We start from the raw sequence: 14,979 nt of genomic DNA, 5'->3' as shown, positions 1-14,979 counted from the left end.
CGCGGGTAGAGGGCATGAGCACTGCTATTTCTTGGCGACTGTTATTTCACCGCCAGTCTCAAGAACGTGACTGAATAGGCTGGAACCTCATAATCAAGACCATGAGCTTCGGCCTTCAATTTGAACTCACGGGGCGCCACTTTAGTGGGGTCCTGCTTGGTGTTCTGAGCTTCTGGCGCAGCGACCAGTTCGGTAACCTTGACCACGGAACCAACCTTGACGTCGTCTACCGCAATCTTGGTCTGCGAAACCGTGGCCGTTGGGTTCACCAGTTTGACGATCAGCTCATTTTTCTTGGTATCGCGGGTAACCACTTGGTAGAGCGGTTTGGCTGATGGCTCGGTGTACTCAAACTGGAATTCACCATCGAGGTAGAGCTTGATGGTGTTTCCATCGACCACAATCTTGACCTTGTAATCCTTGCCGGTTTCCAAGGTGGTATTCGGTCCAGCGGCGACCTCGCCTTGACGAGCCGAGTCGGCACGTTCCAGCACAGAGCGGGTATTGCCCCAACCGCCAAGATTCCACCAGTAGAACTGATCTTCCGCCCCGGCCGCGAAGCCGATCAAGAAGCCTTCTTTCCCAGCTTCCTTTCGTGCGGTCAGCTCCATTGTGTAGTTTTTCCAGTCCTTGTCATAGGCACCGGTGATCAGGCTACGTGCGTCCTCCACACCGGTATCGGACTGCACATAACGCCCATCAGCAATTGCCCAGTTCCCGCGTTGAGCTTCCCAGTTCGCATCACTGGTGAAGTCATCGCTGAACAGGGTTTCCCCTGTACCGTTCTCAGTCACCTGCAGGTTGTCGTAGGAAGTTTTCGTCTGCCAACTACTCAGGAAAACACCACCGGAGAGATCGGGGGCGGTGGAAGTTTTGCCGGTAAGGGTCGAAGGCACCACCTGTTCACCGACGTTGTTCATCCAGAGTTTCTGGTTGTAGTAGTTAGCCGAACCCCACGACTGGTCGTTGTCGAACCACATCATGTCTGGTGCCCACTGAACATAGTCCTCGTTGGCAAACATCGGCGCATAAGAGGCTAGCTTCACGACGTCTGAATTGCGTTCCAATCCAGTCATATATGCAGCTTCGGAAAGCGCATTGGCAAAGGTGTTACCACGTGAGGCATATTCGCCTAGGAACACCTCCGGACCTTGACGGTCGTAGGAATCATACCGTTGGTCATTGCCTAAGAACCATGAGGGATCGTTGTAATAGTGTTCATCAACCATGTCCACGCCCTGAGCCTTGTTAAACTTCCACAGCTCATCAAAACGGGTTCCGGTGTCATCGGGGCCGCTATTGGAGATGATGGTGATCTGGGGATATTTGGCAGCGATCGCGTCACGGAATTTCGGGAAGTTAGCTTCAAAAGTCTTGGTGACTTCTTCATTGCCCAACCCGATGTACTTCAAATCGAACGGCTTGGGGTGTCCGAGCTGTGCACGCTTAGCACCCCACGTTGTCGTGGTGTCTCCGTTAGCAAATTCGATCAAGTCCAAGGTGTCTTGTACCCAACGATCAATGCGCGGCTGATCTGTCATCTCAGCAATATTTGAACCACAGCCGTTGGCGCCTACAGAAACCACCGGTAACGCGGTGGCACCCAAGTCCTCAGCCCATTTCAGATATTCCAGGTAGCCAATTCCGTAAGTCTGGTTATAGCCCCAGAAGTTCCAGTTGGTCGGCCGGCTCTCCACGGCACCAATGGTCTCTTTCCATTGGAAGGTGCGTTGACGGTCCTTTCCATCGGACTGCAAGTACGTATCAAAAGTACCCACGTTGGTCACGCAGCCACCCGGGAAACGAAGGAAGCTCGGATTCAGGTCCGCCACTTTTTCGGCTAGGTCCTTGCGCAGCACGGACTTACCATTCACTGGTCCAACCCACGTATCTTGAGGGAATAGCGAAATCATATCCAAGTTCACACTCCCCGGTGTATCGGCCAGCAGTTCTAGTCGACCAGTGTCAACGGTGGATAGTGCAGTCATCGTCGCGCTATATTTTTTCCATTGATCGTTGCCGTCCACGGTGATGGTGGTGGATCCAAACACTGCGGAACCGTCAGCATCGGTGAGCTTTATTTCCAGTTTTTGATCCTTCTGTGCTCGGGCAAAAACACTGAAGTCGTACTTTGCTCCCTTCTTCAGCGCCATTCCTTTGTTAAAGGAAAGGTTCTGCACACCATCACCCTTGGCCTTGGCATTGAGTTGTAGATATGCGCGGTTGGAGTCGTTGAGCCACTGATCTCGTTCAGAACTCACTTGGTTCCCGGCGGTACCTACTGCTTTCCATCCGGTCAGTGCTGTGAAGTCCTTATTATCTGAGCTGTTGAACTCGAAAGAACGGTTGCGCACCATCTCGGCGTACAGTCCGCCGTCAGCAGCGTAGTTGATATCTTCATAAAACGCTCCGTACATTGTGTCGCTGATTTCGTGGCTGGTGCCATCGCCGTCAATCGACAGTTCTTGCTGCCCAACGGTGGCTGAACCAAGACTAAAACTTGCGGCTTTAGCTTTGGATCCTAGACGCAGGGAACCATTTTCATGGCGCACTACCCAGGCCGAATCTTCATCGCTGGCTCCGGTCAAGCGTAGATAGCTTTTTCCGCCACCAGCATCCACCAAACGCCAAGACGTTGTGGAGCCCTTGGTTAATTGGAGTTTCCCGTTGCGAACGTCCATGTTGCCTGCTGGGGTAGTGAGCACCAGTGGGTGGTGGTCGTCGCTGGTCACGCCATCTGCGGCCTGCGAGGTAAAGCGCAGTACCGATTTTGGTCGCGTTGACTCCAGCTTTAGCCGTTGTTGTTTATCGGTAGTGACATAGCTTTGGGCACCTGTGGCGCTCAGCGTAAACGGCTCGGTAGGAACCAGATCTGCAGGGCCAGCCTCGTTAAGCCAGACGCTGTCGAAGGACGCTGTATGTGCGGTCCCATCTTGGGCTGCCAATGCGTAAAGCCCTACCTTGGTAGCGTTCCAATCCAAATTAAAACTTGCGGCTTTTGCCCATTGCCCTTGGGAATCCCCGTAGTAAACAGTGATTTCTTTACCTTTACGATCCAAACGAAGCCACTCGGTAGTGGATCCGGGGCGCGCGGTGAACTGCGAACCATACACTCCGGCTGACTCGGCAGCACTTTCAATCACTACTGGTCCGTTGGGGGCGCTGGATACATGGGCCAGGCCAGCTCGTACATAGTTATCGAAGTCTTTCCATGCCAGCAGCCCGGCGCCTTGGAAGTCTTGCGAGACCGGTGCAGTAAGGTGGGTGGCCACCGAGAAGTCACCGGAGGGAACGTCGAGCATGAAGAGGTTCTTGGCGTCATTCGAATCTTGCCAAGTGTCCCCTCGCTGAGAGGTCAGCTTCAGCGCCGAATCCTCCAGCTTCCACGCACCAGCCTGCTCATTGAGGATTGAGAATCGCTGATTAAGCTCCGTTGAATCAAACTCTTCGCTGAAGGTACCATCGGGAAGTTCCGGGTCAGGACCCGGAACTACCGGACCTGGAGGCTCTTCAACTTCGCCCGGTGGGTAGGCTGCAATCAGGGCCTGTTGTTCGTCGGCGGTAATCGGCAAAACAGTTCCATGACGTGGGCTCGTAGGCAGTTTTGCATCGGGAACGCTCGTCCAGTCGCCTCCGGCGAGATCATCAGTTTCAAAAACCATATAACCCTTGCCACCGTGGTACGAGGGCTGGTCAATCATCAGATACCAGTTGTCGTCTGTCAGCGAGGGGAACATGGTTGGTCCTTCACCGGATGTGAAAGTCCCGCCCCATGGATTAGGTTGGCCCACACCGATGTGCTCGGTGACCATATCCCAACCGTCCCCTTCACTGACCCCTTGGGTCCGCAGGAGTTCCGATGAAGATTCCATGCGCACACTCATGTCGCCTTCATCCTTGGTCAGACGATAAAAAGTATCACCGACCTCAGCCACTGTTGAATCAATCATTCCTAGGCCCGGACCTTGACGTTCGTCAATCCACACCTTTGGTTCTGAAAAATCCTTAAAGTCTTTGGTCGTTGAATACATCATGCGCTGATAGGAGTTCTTAATATCGCGCTGATCTGCTGGAACATCATCCGGATAAAGCGCTGAGGCCCAATACACGATGTATTGCTCGGTGACCGGATCCCAGTGCGCCTCAGGAGCCCACAAATTGCCTGAATTATCTGAGGCCACTTTGACCTCGCGCTGCTGTGACCAGTTGATCAGATCAGATGATTCCCAGATCATCAACGAGTGGCTACCGGTTTCTTGGGCGTCGCCAAAACTGCCACCCCCGTACATCTTAAGATCGGTAGCCAGTAGGTAGTATTTGGAACCGTCTTGGGATCGAATCAAGAATGGATCTCGAAGCCCTTTGGTACCCAGTGTTGACTCCAAAATGGGTTTGCCGTCGTTGAGCGTGTACCAGCTATTGGGGTCGTTCTTTTGCGAGACGGCCATATGTATTTTCTCGCCATCATCGGTGCTCTCACCGGTGAAATAGGGGAAAACATAGGCCGCGTAATCACGATCGGCTTCATTGCCAGGTGTTGTTGTGAGCGCAATATTCGGCCTGCTCACATGCGGAACCGCGGCGAGTGCCGAGGCAGGGAAAGACAGAGAAACGAGCAGTGCTAACGGCACGGCCCATCGTTGACGAGGATGCATCACTTACTCAAACCTCCGTGAGGTAGTTCGACGTGCTAACGTCGTGATGACGAGGACGGGTTCCTACATAAAACACCGTTCTCGGAAGGGATATTCGCCGCCGGAAGGCGGCTGGATATGATTCAGGGTCCGGCACGGTAATGCCGGACCCTGAACTTTTTCGCTACGGCATTTAGGTTCGCCGCAGGGAAAGTATTCGTTGCAAGATCACGAAGACCAGCAATAAAACACCGATCACGATCTTGGTCCACCAGGAACTCAGGGTTCCTTCAAAGGTGATGATCGTTTGGATTAGGCCTAGAACCATGACGCCGACTAAAGAGCCAGCGACAAATCCCATGCCTCCCACCAAAAGTGTGCCTCCAATGACCACTGCGGCAATCGCATCCAGTTCCATACCAACGCCGGTGAGTGCGTAGCCGGACCGGGAGAACATCGCGAATAGAATGCCAGCGAGTGAAGCGCAGGTTCCAGAAATGACGTAAACCAATACTTTGGTTCTTGCCACTCGCAACCCCATCAAAGTTGCCGACTGTTCTCCACCGCCAACTGCGTAAACAGTGCGGCCAAAGCGGGTTCTGTGCAGTACCCACAACGCGCCAACTACCACCAGCAGGGCAATCACCACGGCCGCAGTCAACCGCCAGCGACCAACTGTCAGGCCCCAGTTGGTCAGGGAAACAAATCCCTGATCACGAATTGGGACCGACTGTGGGGCGAAGATGAAGCACAGTCCACGAGCCAGAAACATTCCGGCGAGCGTAGCCACAAAGGGTTGCACTTCAAAGTATTGGATCATGACTCCCATACCCAAGCCGATCACTGAACCAGCGAGCAGAGCCACCGGCAAAACAATGATCAGCGGAATACCGGCTTGCAGCAAGGTAGCCGTAATTACCGAGGACAGGGCAAGGACTGCGCCGACCGATAGATCGATTCCACCGGTAAGAATCACGAAGGTCATCCCGGTGGCCAGCACAATGAGGTGAGCGTTGTTGATGAAGAGGTTTGAAATCACAGCCGGTGACAGGAAGTTCTCGTAACGCACCCCTCCGACCAGCAACATCAATAGGAATACGACGACGGTGCCAATGACCGGGAGGTAACGCCGGTCTAGGGACAGCTTAGGTGTAACGCGGCCACTGACCGTGGCAGTTGCAACGCTCATGCGCTGACCTCCTGGAAACGTCGACGTTCACGCAGTCCCGCTAACATGGTGCGCAAGCGCGTGGACATCATCAGCGTGACCGCAATGACTACGATTGCTTTGAACAGTGAAGTGACCAGCGGCGAAACGCCAAGTACGGTCACCGTAAGGCTCAAGGTAGTAATGATGAGCACGCCGATCAGCGTGCCAGAAAGATTAAACTTTCCTCCAGCCAGCGAAGTTCCACCAATGACTACGGCCAAGATCGCGTCCAGCTCAATAAACAGGCCGGCATTGTTAGCGTCTGCCGCCATCGTATTGGAAGCGAAGATCAGTCCGGCTAGCCCGGCGAGCAACCCGCACAGAGCGTAAACGGTGAAGACCAAGGTTTTGGATTTCACACCGGCCAAGCGGCTGGCTTCAGGGTTAATGCCCACCGATTCCAGCAGCATGCCCAAAGCGGTGCGTCGTACCAATATGGACACCACAAGGTACACGCCGTAAGCGATGATTGCCGCCACCGGCAGTCCCATCAGGAAGCCGGAAGCTAGAGAGCTAAAGGGTGCGCTAGTGACCGTGGTGATCTGCCCATTGGTAATCAACATGGCCATGCCACGTCCAGCAGTCATCAAGATGAGCGTTGCGATGATGGGCTGGATACCAAACTTGGCCACCAGTAAGCCGTTGAAGCAGCCAAGTAAAAAGCACAATCCCACGGCCACGAAGATGGCACCCAGCGCAGTACCCAACGAGCCTGGCTGATCCGAACTGGCAATGAAGGTCAGCGCCACGGCACCGGCAATGGCCACAGTTGCGCCCACAGACAGGTCGATTCCTCGGGTGGCAATAACCAAAGTCATGCCAAGGGCCACCAAAAGAAGCGGTGCGCTGTTGCGCAAAATATCGATCGGTGCACCAAATAGGTGGCCATCCAGAACGGTAATCCCCAGAATATCTGGGCGTTTGATACTGCAGGCCAGCAACAATGCTGCCAATGCTACCAACGGCCAGAACAGCCGATGCTTATATATGCGGGTCATGTGTTTTCTTCCCCGGTGGCGATGATTTCGATTAGGCGTGGTACATCCACATCTTGGCTGCTTGGAATTTCGGCAACCTTAGTGTGGTCACGCATGACAACGATGCGGTCGGAAAGACGCAACACTTCTTCTAGTTCGGCCGAGATGAAAACCACGGACATCCCCTGTTCGGCCAATTCCGAAACCAGGTTCATGATCTCGGTCTTGGCGCCAATGTCGATACCGCGCGTAGGCTCATCCAACAGCAAGAGCTTTGGTGCGGTGGCTAGCCAGCGAGCCAACAGTACTTTTTGCTGGTTTCCTCCGGAGAGGTTTTTGAGCAACGCCTGCGGATTCGCCGGACGCACACCCAATGCTTTGATGTACGCATCGACAACCTGCGCCGCTTTAGTAGCTGGCAACGGTCTGGTCCATCCTCGGGCCGCCTGCAAACCGAGGATAATATTTTCGGCAACGCTCAGATCACCGATTACTCCTTCACCCTTTCGGTCCTCGGAGGTGTAGGCGATCTTATGCCCCAGAGCCTGACGCGGTGTGCGCAGTTTCGCTTGGACACCATGTAGCTGGATTGAGCCTTCATCTGCTTTGTCAGCGCCATAAAGCAACCGGGCCAATTCAGTGCGCCCAGAACCTAGCAGCCCGGCCATGCCAATAACTTCACCGGGGTACAGCTCTAGGTCGAACGGTTGCACCGCACCCTTGCGACCCAGGCCCACGGCCTGCAACAGCGGTTTGGCATCTGACTTGCGCGCGCTGACCACGTTGCGTTCAATGACTTGCCCGACGGTGGCGTCTGAAGTGCCTGCAATCATCAAGGAGACGAGTTCGCGCTGTGGTAATTCACCGGTCAGCCGTTCCTCCACAAGTGCACCGTTACGCAGAATGGTAATTCGGTCTGAGATCGCGTAGATCTGGTCCAAGAAGTGTGAGACAAAAAGGATTGCCACTCCGTCTTCGCGTAGCTGACGCATGACGGCGAAGAGCTGTTCCACTTCGTCAGTGTCCAAGGAGGACGTGGGCTCGTCGAGGATGAGTACCTTGGCATCAACCACCATGGCACGGCTAATGGCTACTAGTTGCTGGACGGCCAAGGAGTGGGAGCCCAAGGAGCTGCCGGGATCAATATTTAGTCCCATACGCTTCAGGAATACCGCTGCTTGGCGACGCATACTTCGCCAGTCCAGCCCACCGAAGCGGCGGGGTTCGCTGCCGAGCATGATATTTTCCGCGACGGTCAGGTTGGTGCATAAATTCACTTCTTGGTAGACCGTCGAGATCCCATTTTCTCGAGCATCTGCAGGTCCACTAAAGCGGATTGGTGTCGCGTTGACGGTGATACTTCCGGAGGCTATCTGGTTCACTCCGGTAAGTGCTTTGATCAGGGTAGATTTTCCTGCCCCGTTTTCCCCCATGAGGGCGTGTACTTCGCCAGGGAAGAGTCTGAAGTCGACGTTCTCCAGGGCTTTAACACCGGGGAACTCGACGGTGATTCCACTCATCTGGACTATCGGAGAAGTTGGTTGGTGCTCAGCTTCGGTGGCCGCTGTCGGCCGTTGCTGAGGTGTGGATGCAATCATTATGTTGCCTCTGAAGATGCGTGATGTGGCGCTAGGTGAAGAACCGGCGCACGGAAATTCCATCCGCCGGTTCGAGGGGTTGTTGTCGCTTAGTACTTGCGATCTGGCAAGGCCTTGGCGGCTTCTTCCTGGTTGAAAGCTGCGTCTTCGACGACAATGCGCTTCTCTACCGATTCCCCGGCGACAACCTTCTTGGCGATTTGCGCGAGGTCCTCACCAAGGAGCGGATTGCACTCGACGATGTAGTTGATCTTTCCGTCGGCTAGGGCCTTCATTCCGTCCTTGACGGCATCGATGGTGACGATCTTGATGTCAACACCTGGCTTCTTGCCCGCTGCCTGGATGGCTTCGATTGCCCCTAGTCCCATGTCGTCGTTATGCGCGAAAACGAGGTCGATGTCATCATGCGAGTTCAGGAACCCTTCCATGACCTGCTTTCCGCCTGCACGGGTGAAGTCACCGGTCTGAGAATCAACGATTTTGATGTCCGAACCAGCAATAGCCTTTTCGAAGCCTTCCTTGCGGTCGATAGCCGGTGCAGAGCCAGTGGTGCCCTGCAACTCAACCACGTTGATTTCCTTGTCCTTGAAGTTTTCAGCTACCCAGTCACCAGCGCGCTTGCCTTCTTCAACAAAATCGGAGCCGATGAACGAGGCGTAGAGCGACTCATCGGTGGTGTCGACAGCTCGGTCTGTGAGGACGACGGGAATGTTGGCGTTTTTTGCTTCCTGGAGTACTGCATCCCAGCCGGTTTCAACGACCGGCGAGAAAGCCAATACATCGACACCTTGGGCGATGTAGGAACGAAGAGCTTGGATCTGGTTTTCCTGTTTTTGCTGCGCGTCGGAGAAGCTGAGCTTAAAACCGTTGGCTTCGGTGAGGGTGTCCTGAATGTCCTTCGTGTTAGCTGCGCGCCAGCCTGACTCGGCGCCAACCTGCGAGAATCCGATCGAAATCGTTTCTGACGCGGCTCCGCTTGCAGCTGGTTCGCTGGATGCTGAGCCCGAGCATGCGCTCATTGCCGCCATTGCTGCAACCGAAAGCGTTGCAATTCCGGCGCGTAAAAAGGTCTTTCGCTTCATTGAGATTTCCTTCTCGTGGGTCCCCGCCGACTGTCGAGTGATAGGTGCCGAATGCGGGATTACTGTGTCGGTGATCACAATGTTAGCGCTAACATTTCAGGGTGGGAAGAGTCGGAGAGAAAATTCTTTTTTGCCTGAAAATGTCCAAAAATTTCTGAGTCCAGTTCCCGGAGCTCTCCACTAGGCGTTCTAGGTAAATCTTTGGTCTTTCGATAGGGGTAATCGAAAAAAGGACGCCAGTTTAGACGCTAACTTTGCGTGCTGGTGCTGGCGCACAACTTCCTCGAACGATCAATTCAGGCTCAAGGACGGCTTCAAAGCGACCACCAGTTGGCGCATCACCTAACTGAACTGAGGTCAGTGCTTCCATAGCGGCTTGCCCCAAAAGATCGAAGGGCTGACGGACTGTACTTATCGACGGTATAAAGTATTCCGAGCTTTCGACGTCATCGAATCCGATGACAGAAATATCCTGTGGAACTCGGATTCCACATTCCCAGAAAGCTCGCAATAGACCCTGGGCAATGTAGTCATTGGCAGCGAAAATTGCTGTTGGCCCTTGCTCCGAGCGAATCTGTTCTGCACGTTGCAGACCTACCGCGTATCCATCAGCTGCCGCCCATCCGTCGGCAGGGAATTCCAGCGCTTCGATGTCATTCTCATTGGCGACGTTGCGGAATTCGGCCAACCGCTCAGAAGCATCAATCCAGGAGTCCAGCCCGCTCACGTGGGCTATTTTTCGATGTCCTAATCGGATCAAGTATTCCACTGCGAGACGCGCCCCGGCGCGCTGGTCAACGCAGACGTAGCGCACCATCTTCGTCGGTTCAGCGTTCGGATTTGCAGCCGCTACCACTACCGGCACACTAGGAGCAGCCCGTTCGACCACTTGCGCGACATCCATCAAGGGCGCCACCACAATAATCCCGTCCACGCCTTGATCAACCAATTGTGCCAACGCCCGGTGCGCCGCCGATTCACCTGAGGATTCCAGCGAGCTAACGGAGACGAAATATCCTCGCGAACGCGCTGCGGATTCTACGGAATTCACCGTGCTCGAGGGGCCAAAATGCGCATTGCCGATGGTGAGGATACCAATGGTTCTCGAACGAGCGGTGGCCAAGGCCCTAGCTGCGCCATTGCGCCGATAGCCGAGCTCATCGATAGCCTGCTGAACCCGCTCGCGGGTATCAAGTCGAACTTGGTCCGGATTATTCAAAACTCGCGAAACCGTCTGATGTGACACCCCTGCCCTCGCCGCAACATCTGACATCGACGGAGGGCGCCGAGCGTCATTATCGATTGCGGTTTGCGAGGAAATCATGAGCTCATTATTGCAAAAGAAACAGCCCTTGATTCGTCAAAGATTATCCGACAGGCGAACTCTCCATTTGTTACCGAGTTTCTCATGGCATTGACCGTGCGAAACTTGGCTCATGGATACACAGATTATTTACACCATCCTTGCCGGACTACTGCTGGTAGTTTCGGCCTTCGGCACCATTTTCCCGGTGCTGCCCGGTTCATTATTGACCATCGGCACCCTGCTTGCGTGGGGTTGGCTCTTAGGTTCCAGCGCTTCATGGTGGGCAGCTGGCCTAGGTATGGCTATTACCTTCTTGGGATGGTCAGCCTCCGCAGTCCTCACCGGACGCAAACTCAAAGAGCACCAGGTTCCCAAGGGGACAATTCTCTTTGCGGTGATCGGAGCCATCGCCGGAGCCTTCATCATCCCCGTGCTGGGTTTGTTCATCGGCTTTGCTGTGGGACTGTTCCTCGGAGAGAGCGTGCGGCGTCGTGAAGTCTCCGGTGCGTTCAGTTCTTCTTGGGCCGCACTGAAGGCTATGGGACTAGGCATTGTAGTTGAATTCGGCTGTGTACTTTTGGCTTCATCCATTTGGGTGATCGGGCTAATCGCGCACTTCGCGACCCGCTAGAGCCAGCCCATCTGTTTGGCCCTACGGGCGGCTTCGATCCGGTTGGCAGTATTGGTTTTGCCGATCGCGTTAGACAGGTGGTTGCGCACTGTCCCAGTAGAAAGATGCACGCTGGCGGCGATGTGAGATACCGGGGCGCCGGTAGCCGCATGCTCAAGGATTTCGCGTTCCCTCTCGGTGAGCGGATTTCGTTTGCTCTCCACGCTCAGCATCGCTCGCTTTGGGTCAACTACTTTATTACCAGCATGGATTTTGCGGATCGCCGCGATCAGCTCAGCTGGCGGCGCATCCTTTACGAGGAACCCGCTGGCTCCAGCTTCAAAGGCTTGACGGAAGTATCCAGGCCGATCAAAGGTCGTCAGAATTAGCACCTTCACTTCAGGGTGCGTGGAGCGAAGTTGCTCGGCTACTTGTAACCCGTCAAGTCGAGGCATCTGAATATCCAGAAGTGCTACATCAGCTGGATGGGTCGCTAGGGCAGCTGCCACTTCGTCACCGTCAGCGCATTCAGCCACGACATTAAGGTCATCTTCCAGATTCAACAACGCCGCTATGGCGCCACGCACCAAGTGCTGGTCATCGGCAATCAATACTCGAATCACTGTTGCTCCTTGATGCTGCTCGCAAAAATCAATTGAAGACGAGTTCCACCAAAGGGCGATGGGCCCACGGTAGCTGTTGCTCCGATCTGTTTGGCACGTTCGACCATACCCCGGATACCGTGTCCCGTATCCTGCTCCCGCAACCCGTCTCCGTCATCATCAACAGTCACCTCAACGGCAGTGATCGTGACTCGCACTGCACCAGCGTGAGCATGGCGTAGAACGTTTGTGAGCGCCTCGCGCACAATCCAAGCGGTATGAGAACGCCACCGTAGCTCAATCTGCTCGGCGTTACCCACCAAAGTGAAAGACAGTCCCGAATCGTCACAGACTTTGCGAAGTAGAGCCAGCTCCGCGTCTAGGTCCTGACGCTCCAGTCCTTGAACGGTGGTCCGCACCGAAGCAAGCGCATCGAGCGCCAATGTCGAGAGCTGTTGAACTTCCGTGCGGGCCCGATCAATTTGTCCGGCATCAATCAAACGCAGGGCTAACTGTGCTTTGAGATTCAGAGCTGTGAGTGAATGACCAATTCCATCATGAACATCGCGGGCCACTCGCTCCTGTTCAGCCATCACCAGATAGTCGCCACGCAACTCTTCAGAGGCAACGGATCTGCTAATCGCTGCCACGGTCACCGCATACACCACCATCATTGCCAGGTTTAGACCAATGAGGAACAGTCCATCCGAGAACTGACCTAAAAATATTGGTAGTCCAATGCTCAGCGCGGTCGCAACAGCATAGGTGGCAATCACCCAGCGCTTCGTCAGCAAGAAGGCAGCAAAGGAGGTAATGAACGGGAGCAGTCCTAGAGCATTGACTTCGATGAAGAAAATCGCGGGAACTACCAAGACGGCCAAGAGCAAGAAGCTGAGTAGCGCTTCTGGCTCATTGGTGCCTCCTTGCCCCACATGATGCGAATATTTTCTGAAGCCCCGCAGGTACGTGAAGGAAAATATTACAAGCAATCCGAGCCCGATAATTCGCACATGGCTTGGGTACGGGTTCTGCAACAACTGAAGAATTGGGAAGATCAAGAACAGAAGCCATACGCCGGATAGCATCCATCCCCAACGGCGCCAGAACTGCTCTTCGGCATCCATTGCATTACCCGCGCTGTTGCTCACTGACGCGCCTTGGCCCGGCGCGTGGCGAGTACCGCGAAGACGGCGAAGATCATTGCCCATACCACTAGGTTAGTAGCGATCATCCACAATGGGTCTGAGCTCATAGGCTCGCCGGCAGGAATATCAGCGAGCATCGGATAACGGGCAAGGGCTACGTAACCGAACATTGGTGTGAAACGGGCCACATCTAGCATCGCTCCCTCCAACGGCATGAAGACGTTACCAAAGAATGCGAAGAACACCATCAGCCCTGACGCCAGACCTAAAGCGGATTCCGACTTAAGAATCATGCCCATTCCGATTCCGTAGCATGCAAAGATCATGGCGCCGAGCAAGGTGATTAGGTAACTAACGCTCCAGATCCAACTGTCTAGAACCACCGCTCCGGTGGCCGCACCTAGAACGAAAACGACGGCCGCAGAAATTGCGGCAACGGTGGCGGCGACAATCATCTTGCTAGCAACAAAAGTGGTAGGAGACATTCTGGTCAACGCGATTTGTCTGCCCCAGCCCTGCATTGTTTCGGTGGCCACCGTTCCTGCAATAGAAACAGTGCTCACCGCTGCACCGTAGGCAGCCATGGAGATCATCAGATAAAACTTGACGTTTCCTCCCCCAAGCTCGGATTGTCCGTAACTCGGGATGTTTCCGAAGAGGATGTACATTGCCGCCGGTAACAACAATGCAAAAACTAAGTTGTAGCCGTCGCGGAAGTGCCGAGCAAACTCCACTTGGATGTAGGTAGTCATCATGATGCAACCTTGGTGAGTTGGATAAAAGCGTCTTCAAGGCTCGGGGACGAGATCTCAATATCTCGCGCCCCGAAGTGTTGCAACAGCGCCAGCGTGAACTGATCAGAGTTGGCACATTGGAATGTGTAGCGCAGCCCTTGACGTTCGGTGATGAAGACCGAATCGTCAAAATTGCGCGCTTGGTCTGCCTGGGATTCAGTAGTGAAACTGGCACTAACTACACGGCCAGAGATGAGATGCCGCAATTCTTCTGTTGCCCCATCCGCCACAATTTGTCCTTGGCTCATCAAGACGGTGCGTTGGGCAAAATTTTGGGCTTCTTCCAAATAGTGAGTGGCAAAAATGATGGTGCGCCCTGCTGTAGCCTCGCTCTGCATCGTTTGCCAGAACTCTCTACGCGCCATCACATCCATGCCAGCGGTTGGCTCGTCCAAGATCAGCACGTCTGGGTCTGGTAGCAGAGCCAACGCAAATTTGATGCGTTGCTGTTCGCCACCGGAGCATTTGCCAACTTTGCGCTTGGCAATCTTATTCAGACTAGTTCGTTCCATTACCGAGTCGATTCGCTCTGTGCACTCTTGCATGGCTGCGATGACTTTAATGGTTTCCCTCACGGTCAGGTCGCGCAGCAGTCCTCCGGTTTGGAGTACTGCCGAAACGTTTCCAGAAGAGATTGCTTGGTGGGGACTGTTACCTAATACTCGGATGGATCCAGACGAGGGAGAAATCAGCCCTAACATCATGTCGATAGTGGTGGTTTTCCCGGCACCATTTGGGCCCAGTAGCGCGACAATTTGTCCCTGCTCGATTTGAAGGTTTATCCCTCTTACTGCCTGAACCGTACTTTTTCCCGACGTGAACGTTTTCTCCACCGCACTCAACGAAATGGCATTGGCCCCAATTATCGTTTCCATATTTCTATTCTTTGCTTCAGAACAACACCACAGAAGAGCGGAATGTCATGACCTACGCATGACAGTTGTCATGGCTTCAACAAACTGGTTGCAACAAAACAACCATCTGGCCTGAGCTTTAATAAACGCTGTGACTTAGACAACAG

General features: G+C 54.2%; 11 protein-coding genes. 1 reads left to right on the top strand and 10 read right to left on the bottom strand.

The annotated features are described in order from the left end of the window. Positions 1–41: 41 nt before the first annotated feature. The 6 genes from N6V40_RS05010 to N6V40_RS04985 form a co-directional block, all read right to left on the bottom strand. Entirely contained in the window at positions 42–4,655 is a 4,614-nt protein-coding gene (locus tag N6V40_RS05010; RefSeq protein WP_242632552.1) for an alpha-L-arabinofuranosidase family protein, read from the bottom strand. Between the two features lie 172 nt (positions 4,656–4,827). Then, the gene (gene yjfF / locus N6V40_RS05005; RefSeq protein WP_131089286.1) at positions 4,828–5,823 is read right to left on the bottom strand and encodes a galactofuranose ABC transporter, permease protein YjfF; all 996 of its coding nucleotides are present in this window, start codon (positions 5,821–5,823) and stop codon (positions 4,828–4,830) included. Next, positions 5,820–6,842, bottom strand: a complete 1,023-nt coding sequence (locus N6V40_RS05000) for an ABC transporter permease (protein WP_131089287.1) — start codon at positions 6,840–6,842, stop codon at positions 5,820–5,822. Before N6V40_RS05000 ends, yjfF begins: the two co-directional genes overlap by 4 nt. Further along, complete coding sequence (locus N6V40_RS04995; protein WP_131089288.1) at positions 6,839–8,419, bottom strand: sugar ABC transporter ATP-binding protein; 1,581 nt, start codon at positions 8,417–8,419, stop codon at positions 6,839–6,841. Before N6V40_RS04995 ends, N6V40_RS05000 begins: the two co-directional genes overlap by 4 nt. 89 nt (positions 8,420–8,508) lie before the next feature. After that, positions 8,509–9,501, bottom strand: coding sequence for an ABC transporter substrate-binding protein (locus tag N6V40_RS04990; protein WP_131089289.1), 993 nt, complete (start codon positions 9,499–9,501; stop codon positions 8,509–8,511). A 241-nt stretch (positions 9,502–9,742) separates the two neighbouring features. Further along, positions 9,743–10,774: a LacI family DNA-binding transcriptional regulator gene (locus N6V40_RS04985; protein ID WP_262199700.1), complete on the bottom strand. Its 1,032-nt coding sequence runs from the start codon at positions 10,772–10,774 to the stop codon at positions 9,743–9,745. Between the two features lie 163 nt (positions 10,775–10,937). Here N6V40_RS04985 and N6V40_RS04980 point away from each other — a divergent pair, with 163 nt between their 5' ends. Beyond that, positions 10,938–11,438 (top strand): DUF456 domain-containing protein, encoded by a 501-nt coding sequence (locus N6V40_RS04980; RefSeq protein ID WP_131089290.1) that lies wholly within the window; start codon positions 10,938–10,940, stop codon positions 11,436–11,438. Here the strand turns inward: N6V40_RS04980 and N6V40_RS04975 are convergent. Genes N6V40_RS04975 through N6V40_RS04960 form a run of 4 tightly spaced genes read right to left on the bottom strand, consistent with a single transcriptional unit; the run spans position 11,435 to position 14,833 of the window. Then, positions 11,435–12,040, bottom strand: coding sequence for a response regulator transcription factor (locus tag N6V40_RS04975; RefSeq protein ID WP_262199233.1), 606 nt, complete (start codon positions 12,038–12,040; stop codon positions 11,435–11,437). The genes N6V40_RS04980 and N6V40_RS04975 overlap by 4 nt on opposite strands. Next, complete coding sequence (locus N6V40_RS04970; protein ID WP_262199231.1) at positions 12,037–13,167, bottom strand: sensor histidine kinase; 1,131 nt, start codon at positions 13,165–13,167, stop codon at positions 12,037–12,039. Before N6V40_RS04970 ends, N6V40_RS04975 begins: the two co-directional genes overlap by 4 nt. Then, complete coding sequence (locus N6V40_RS04965) at positions 13,164–13,919, bottom strand: ABC transporter permease (RefSeq protein ID WP_262199229.1); 756 nt, start codon at positions 13,917–13,919, stop codon at positions 13,164–13,166. Before N6V40_RS04965 ends, N6V40_RS04970 begins: the two co-directional genes overlap by 4 nt. Continuing rightward, complete coding sequence (locus N6V40_RS04960; protein ID WP_131089294.1) at positions 13,916–14,833, bottom strand: ABC transporter ATP-binding protein; 918 nt, start codon at positions 14,831–14,833, stop codon at positions 13,916–13,918. Before N6V40_RS04960 ends, N6V40_RS04965 begins: the two co-directional genes overlap by 4 nt. Positions 14,834–14,979: the final 146 nt, after the last annotated feature.

Source organism: Glutamicibacter sp. M10, assembly GCF_025452055.1.
GTDB lineage: Bacteria > Actinomycetota > Actinomycetes > Actinomycetales > Micrococcaceae > Glutamicibacter.
This window is presented reverse-complemented; position numbering and strand designations above follow the sequence as displayed.

What these genes read in the sequence shown, in the direction of transcription:
- N6V40_RS05010 (WP_242632552.1), bottom strand. Translation starts at nt 4,655, where the DNA reads ATGCATCCTCGTCAACGATGGGCCGTGCCGTTAGCACTGCTCGTTTCT.
- yjfF (WP_131089286.1), bottom strand. Translation starts at nt 5,823, where the DNA reads ATGAGCGTTGCAACTGCCACGGTCAGTGGCCGCGTTACACCTAAGCTG.
- N6V40_RS05000 (WP_131089287.1), bottom strand. Translation starts at nt 6,842, where the DNA reads ATGACCCGCATATATAAGCATCGGCTGTTCTGGCCGTTGGTAGCATTG.
- N6V40_RS04995 (WP_131089288.1), bottom strand. Translation starts at nt 8,419, where the DNA reads ATGATTGCATCCACACCTCAGCAACGGCCGACAGCGGCCACCGAAGCT.
- N6V40_RS04990 (WP_131089289.1), bottom strand. Translation starts at nt 9,501, where the DNA reads ATGAAGCGAAAGACCTTTTTACGCGCCGGAATTGCAACGCTTTCGGTT.
- N6V40_RS04985 (WP_262199700.1), bottom strand. Translation starts at nt 10,774, where the DNA reads ATGTCAGATGTTGCGGCGAGGGCAGGGGTGTCACATCAGACGGTTTCG.
- N6V40_RS04980 (WP_131089290.1), top strand. Translation starts at nt 10,938, where the DNA reads ATGGATACACAGATTATTTACACCATCCTTGCCGGACTACTGCTGGTA.
- N6V40_RS04965 (WP_262199229.1), bottom strand. Translation starts at nt 13,919, where the DNA reads ATGATGACTACCTACATCCAAGTGGAGTTTGCTCGGCACTTCCGCGAC.
- N6V40_RS04960 (WP_131089294.1), bottom strand. Translation starts at nt 14,833, where the DNA reads ATGGAAACGATAATTGGGGCCAATGCCATTTCGTTGAGTGCGGTGGAG.